This window comes from Variovorax sp. 20P10.2.4, assembly GCF_058244205.1.
In genome coordinates this window covers 1-4,841 of record NZ_JBZAYE010000552.1, presented here as the reverse complement: position 1 = coordinate 4,841, position 4,841 = coordinate 1, and the positions used below count along the sequence as shown (strand labels likewise).

General features: G+C 68.8%; 5 protein-coding genes. 1 reads left to right on the top strand and 4 read right to left on the bottom strand.

The window, feature by feature from the left end:
* On the bottom strand, positions 1–213 hold a 213-nt coding region (locus AC27VN_RS32735), incomplete at its 3' end, for a LysR family transcriptional regulator (protein WP_490879262.1).
* 101 nt (positions 214–314) lie between these two features.
* Between AC27VN_RS32735 and AC27VN_RS32730 the strand changes: the two genes are divergently transcribed.
* The gene (locus AC27VN_RS32730) at positions 315–1,121 is read left to right on the top strand and encodes an NAD(P)H-dependent oxidoreductase (RefSeq protein ID WP_490879261.1); all 807 of its coding nucleotides are present in this window, start codon (positions 315–317) and stop codon (positions 1,119–1,121) included.
* On the opposite strand, the gene AC27VN_RS32725 is transcribed toward AC27VN_RS32730, so the two are convergent.
* The 3 genes from AC27VN_RS32725 to AC27VN_RS32715 all read right to left on the bottom strand — a co-directional run bounded on the left by AC27VN_RS32725 (position 1,118) and on the right by AC27VN_RS32715 (position 4,739).
* Positions 1,118–3,214: an alpha/beta hydrolase domain-containing protein gene (locus tag AC27VN_RS32725; protein ID WP_490879260.1), complete on the bottom strand. Its 2,097-nt coding sequence runs from the start codon at positions 3,212–3,214 to the stop codon at positions 1,118–1,120. The two genes, AC27VN_RS32730 and AC27VN_RS32725, sit on opposite strands and share 4 nt — an antisense overlap.
* Before the next feature lie 136 nt (positions 3,215–3,350).
* Positions 3,351–4,316: a Bug family tripartite tricarboxylate transporter substrate binding protein gene (locus AC27VN_RS32720; protein ID WP_490879259.1), complete on the bottom strand. Its 966-nt coding sequence runs from the start codon at positions 4,314–4,316 to the stop codon at positions 3,351–3,353.
* A 57-nt stretch (positions 4,317–4,373) separates the two neighbouring features.
* Positions 4,374–4,739 (bottom strand): AtuA-related protein, encoded by a 366-nt coding sequence (locus tag AC27VN_RS32715; RefSeq protein WP_490879258.1) that lies wholly within the window; start codon positions 4,737–4,739, stop codon positions 4,374–4,376.
* Positions 4,740–4,841 lie beyond the last annotated feature (102 nt).

Sequence of the window (4,841 nt, the reverse complement as noted above, 5' to 3'; positions counted from 1 at the left end):
GCGCAACTCGTCGGCGCGAGCGGTGGGCCGCATGCCGCGCTGGGCGGGCACGAGCAGCGGGTCCTTGAACACCTCGCGCAGCTTGGCGAGCTGCACGCTCACCGAAGGCTGCGACAGGTTCAGGCGCTCGGCCGCGCGGGTGACGTTGCGCTCGGCCAGCAGGGTGTCGAGCGTGAGCAGCAGGTTGAGGTCGAGGCGGCTCCAATTGTTCATGGCAATTCCTGGAATTCGAACTATTCATTTCTAATATATCGCCACGCTGCCTAACCTGCGGTCATCGCTCCTCTTCTTTCCTCATGACCTCAGGTGAATCCATGAACGTACTCCTCGTGCTCGCGCATCCCGAACCCGCCTCGCTCAACGGCTCGCTGCATCGCTTCATGCGCGAACGGCTCGAGGCCCAGGGCCATTCGGTGCGCACTTCCGATCTCTATGAGATGCGCTGGAAGCCGACGCTCGAAGCGGCGGACTTTCCGGCGCGCGACGCGGCCGCTCCCTTCGACCCCGCGCTCGATTCGCTGCGCGCCTTCGAAACCGGCACGCAGGCGGCCGACATCGAGGCCGAGCAGCAGAAGCTGCTGTGGGCCGACGCGGTGATCCTGCAGTTTCCGCTCTGGTGGTATTCGATGCCGGCGATACTCAAGGGCTGGATCGAGCGCATCTATGCCTATGGCTTCGCCTACGGAGTCGGCGAGCATTCCGACAGCCACTGGGGCGACCGCTTCGGCGAAGGCTCGATGGCGGGCAAGCGCGCGATGGTGGTCACCACCACGGGCGGCTGGGCCTCGCACTACGCGCCGCGCGGCATCAACGGGCCGATGGAAGACCTGCTGTTCCCGATCCATCACGGGATCCTCTACTACCCGGGCTTCGAGGTGCTGCCGCCCTACGTGGTGCACCGCACGGGCAAGGTCGATGCGGCGGCCTATGCGCGCATCGAGCAGGAACTGGGGGCGAGGATGGACACGCTGTTCAGCACGGCGCCGATCCCGTTTCGCCGCCAGAACCATGGCGACTACGAGATTCCCGCCCTCACCCTGCGGCCCGACATCGCGCCGGGCCGCTCGGGCTTCGGGGTGCACCAGGCACCGGCCGAACCCCAGGCTGCCGCCGAGGCTTAGGGCAGCACGGGGGTCGCGGCCGCGGCGGCGATCGCCGCGTCGGCATCCACGCGCAGCATGAAGCGCCGGGCCACGAGGTCGTTGGCGGCGGCGGTCACGGCCGACACGTAGCCTGCCTGGTTGGTATAGCGCTCCTGCAGCGACAGGCGCGGGTCGCCGCTGCCGGTGCGCGCGGCCGTGGTCTTGGCGAACGGGAAGTAGGCGCCGAACAGGCCGGCCTGGTCGATGGTGGCGGGCTTGCTGGTGTAGTTCCAGCCAGTGTTGGTGCCCAGGGGCACGGCCACGTCGAGGCTGCGGATGCCGGCGATGTCGTTGCCGTCGGCATCGACCTGCGGCACGAGGATGGCGTAGTCGCGGCCCAGGTAGGCCGGCGGCACCTGGGTGGGGATGCCGCTCTCGTCCTGCGGACGGTAGCTCGGGCCCCAGTCGAGCAGCGAGAAGGTGTTGACCAGGCCGGTGTAGGCCACGCCCGGAATGGCCGGGAACTTCACCTGCTGCGGCCGCACCAGGGTGCTGTCGGCGAGCCTGGGCACCTGGCTGTCGGGCGGGTTGGTGCCCTTCACGACCCAGTCCTCGAGGTTCTGGTAGAGCGCGCGCACCACGGGGATCACGCCGGCATTGCCATTGGTGGCGTAGAGCGCGCCGGCCGCGCTGCCGGGCATCGAGGGCAGGCCCAGCAGGTGATGGCTGCTGGCGTAGTAGTACACGCGCGCATTGGCGGGCTGCGCGAGGTCGGTGGTGCCCCAGGCGTCGGTCAAGAGCGGCGAGCCCTGCAGCACGTAGAACTCGGTGCCGCTGAAGCCGATGAAGAGCTTGGGGCAGGTGCCGGTGGCTTCGCAGCGCGACAGGATGCCGCCGCGACGCTGGGCCACGTCGTCGACGTAGTCCTTCGACAGGCCGCGCGTACCGGCCTGGCCGAAGGCGGTGTGGTCGCTGCGCACGCCACCGCCGCCGCCCGGAATGGAGAAGCGGGTATTGATGTTGGTCTGGCGCGCGGCGATCTGCGCGAACACGCCGTCGAACACCTTGCGGCCCGCGCGGTCCTCGTTGAAGCCGAGGTGCACGAAGGTCTTCATGAAGTTGCCGCACTGCGACACGCCCGATGCAATGGTGTTGCGAATGGCGCTTGCCACGGGGTTGGCGGTGCCGGCGGCATCGCTGGCCTCGTGGTGGAAGAAGGCGATCATGTCGCGCAGCGCCGCGAGGCCCAGGCCCATGACCTTGGGATCCTTGGCGACGTAGACGAGCTCGTACATGTAGGCCGGGTCCCAGCCGGCCTTGAGGCACACGCTGGTCTCGTCGGGCGTGCCCGGGAAGGGGTTGCCGGCGGCGCACTTGGCGAACTTCCATTCGCTGGCCGGGATGAGCTGGCGCGCGTCTTCCTCGTTGATGCGGCGCGTGAGCACGTAGCCCGGCTTCGTGTTGTCGAGGCTGGCGGTGGCATAGGCCTGCATCGCGGCATTGAACGGGCCGCCGGGCAGCGGCAGCGAATCGCCGGTGGCCACGGTGGGCAGCAGTTCGGCGCGGTAGGGGCCGGTGATGGTGCTGCCATCGGGGTTCTTCGCCACGGGCACGGTCAGCGTGACCTTGCCGGCGGCGGCGGGCACGTCGCCCTGCCAGGCGGCCGTGAGGAACACGTAGCCGCGCGATGCGAAGTAGGGATCGAGGTTGACGATGTTGCCGCGGTTGGGCGCGTCGTAGCGCAGCACGCCGCTGGCCTTGCTCATGTCCTTGGGCTTGAAGAGCACGAACTCGGACTTGTATTCGACCTTGCCGTTGGCATTGGTCGGCGCGAGCGCGAGGTCCTGGATGATGGCGTTGTGCGTGTCCTTCGGGTCGACCTCACCGGTGAAGGTGCCGGTGATCTTCTCGTAGGCGCCGGCGCTGCCGAAGCTGCCGGGCACGTCCTCGGTCTTGGCGATCGAGAGCGTGTACTTGGGCGCGCTGGCCGCGGGCGGTGGGTTGGTGGCAGGCGGGTTGCTGGCGGGCGGGGGCAGCAGCAGGCCGCCGCCGCCTCCACCGCTGCCGCCGCAGGCGGTCAGAAAAAGCGCGGCCGTGACCGCGCTGGCAGCCGCGAGGCTCCATCGATTCATGTCTGTCTCCTGTGGTTGTGATGTATCGGCGCCGTGCGCCTGTGTGCGGCACGATGCGCGCCGCAGCCGCGCGGCCGGCAAGCCGGTCGGCGGGTGTCGTGGGGCCGGGGAAGAAAACCTCGGCCCTGGAACTCGTTTACTCGGCCTCGATGCCGGCCGCCTTCACGATGCGGCCCCACTTCTGCGATTCACCGGCCTGGAACTTCGCGAGTTCCTCGGGCGAGGTGGTGAAGACCTCGGTGCCGCTCGGCTCGTAGAAGGTGGTCTTCGCGCTGTCGCTCTTCGCGGCCTTCACCAGCAGTTCGTTGAGGCGCTTGACCACGGCCGGCGGGGTCTTCGCGGGTGCGTAGGCAGCGAACCAGTAGCCCATCTCGTAGCCCTTGACGCCGGCCTCGGCGATGGTGGGCACGTCGGGCGCGAGCGGCGAGCGGCTGGCGCTCGACATGCCGAGCGCGCGCAGCTTGCCGCCCTTGACCTGCGGCAGGCCGGTGGCGGTGTCGGTGATCATCATGTCGATCTGGCCGCCGAGCAGGTCGGTCACGGCCAGGGTGTTGCTCTTGTAGGGCACGTGCAGCAGCTTGATGTCGGCCATCTGCTGCAGCAGCTCGCCGGCCATGCGGCTCGACGAACTGCCGCTGCCGAAGCTCAGCTTGCCCGGCTCCTTCTTCGCGAGCGCGATGAAGTCGGCCACGCTCTTCACGTTCGAGGACGGGTTCACCACCATGATCTGCCCGCCCTTGCCCAGGCCGGCGACGGGCGCGAAGTCCTTCACCGGGTCGTAGGGCAGCTTCTTGTAGAGATGCTCGTTGGCCGCGTGCGTGGTGTTGGTGGTGACGAGCACGGTGTAGCCGTCGGCCGGCGCCTTGGCGACGAACTGCGAGGCGATGAAGCCGCTGGCGCCAGCGCGGTTGTCGATGACGACGGCCTGCCTGGTCTCGGCCGTGATGACGTTGCCGAGGGCGCGCGCGATCTGGTCGGTGGCGGTGCCGGCCGCGAAGGGCACGACGAAGGTGATCGGCTTCTCGGGGAAGGACTGCGCCTGGCCCAGCAGCGGGGCCAGGGCCAGCGCGGCGCCGAGCAGGGTGAGGGAACGTCGGTTCATGGTCTTGTTGTCTCCGGGATCGATGGTTGGAAATTCGGTGAAGGATTGCTTCGGCGCTCAGGGGCCGGCCAGGTGGTGCGCAAGCTTGCTCGGCACGCGCACGGGCATGTCGAGCAGCAGGAACGAGAGCGCCTTGCCGTGGGTGTCGAGGTTGAGCGCGTCGTTGACGCCGCCGTCGAGCACGGCGTCGAGCACGAAGTTCATGGCGTGCAGCTTCGGCAGCAGGAAGCGCTGCACCTGCGAGGGCGCACGGTGGCGGAACTGCTCGGCCACGCGCTCGGGCGTGAGCTGCTCGGCGAGCACGGGATAGAGCGCGGGATGCCAGGCGATGACGCTGATGTTCGAGCGGTCGCCCTTGTCGCCGGTGCGGCCGTGGGCGGCGCGGTAGAGGGGGACGTCGAGGTACGGGTGTTCGGTGCTCATGCGCCCTCTCCTTCGTCGAGCAGCTCGAAACGCACCGGCACCGCCTCGCGCGGCAGCAGGCACGAGATGGTGTTGAGCCGCGGCGTGAGCGCCGTGCGCACG

What these genes read in the sequence shown, in the direction of transcription:
- AC27VN_RS32720 (WP_490879259.1), bottom strand. Translation starts at nt 4,316, where the DNA reads ATGAACCGACGTTCCCTCACCCTGCTCGGCGCCGCGCTGGCCCTGGCC.
- AC27VN_RS32730 (WP_490879261.1), top strand. Translation starts at nt 315, where the DNA reads ATGAACGTACTCCTCGTGCTCGCGCATCCCGAACCCGCCTCGCTCAAC.
- AC27VN_RS32715 (WP_490879258.1), bottom strand. Translation starts at nt 4,739, where the DNA reads ATGAGCACCGAACACCCGTACCTCGACGTCCCCCTCTACCGCGCCGCC.
- AC27VN_RS32725 (WP_490879260.1), bottom strand. Translation starts at nt 3,214, where the DNA reads ATGAATCGATGGAGCCTCGCGGCTGCCAGCGCGGTCACGGCCGCGCTT.